This window comes from Thalassospira profundimaris, assembly GCF_003326755.1.
Taxonomy (GTDB): domain Bacteria; phylum Pseudomonadota; class Alphaproteobacteria; order Rhodospirillales; family Thalassospiraceae; genus Thalassospira; species Thalassospira profundimaris_B.
This window is the reverse complement of sequence record NZ_JPWH01000084.1, coordinates 1-548: the sequence shown is the minus strand read 5'-3', so window position 1 is coordinate 548 and position 548 is coordinate 1. Positions and strand designations below refer to the sequence as shown.

Sequence of the window (548 nt, the reverse complement as noted above, 5' to 3'; positions counted from 1 at the left end):
AATTCCATGTCCTGCATGTCGCGATAATGGGCTTCAAGCCTGTCGCGGATTTCGCAAAGCTCGCCAAAGACGCCGGGCATGGCTTCTTCCATCGACAGAAGGTCGGAACCCGACTCTTCACGTTCGATTTTGGTCAGCGGTGCTGGGGTACGGATCCCCGCCACAACATCCTCGCCCTGCGCATTGATCAGATATTCACCGTAGAAACGGTCTTCGCCGGTCGACGGATTGCGCGAGAAGCAGACACCGGTCGCACAATCATCGCCCATATTGCCAAAGACCATGGCCTGAACGTTGACCGCCGTGCCCCAGCTTGCCGGAATGTTATGCAGGCGACGGTATGTATTGGCACGCGCATTCATCCAGCTTCCGAAAACCGCGCCAATGGCACCCCAAAGCTGTTCGCGCGGGTCCTGCGGGAAGGGACGCCCGAGTTCGGCATCAACCTTTTTCTTGAAGCCCTGAACCACCGCCTGCCAGTCATCGGCACCCATTTCGGTATCAAGGACATAGCCCCTGTCTTCCTTGTGGATTTCAAGGATTTCCTC

At 56.9% G+C, this 548-nt stretch carries 1 protein-coding gene; it reads right to left on the bottom strand.

The genetic code is table 11. The annotated features are described in order from the left end of the window. On the bottom strand, positions 1-548 hold a 548-nt coding region (locus TH25_RS24670; protein WP_309471297.1), incomplete at both ends, for a PEP/pyruvate-binding domain-containing protein.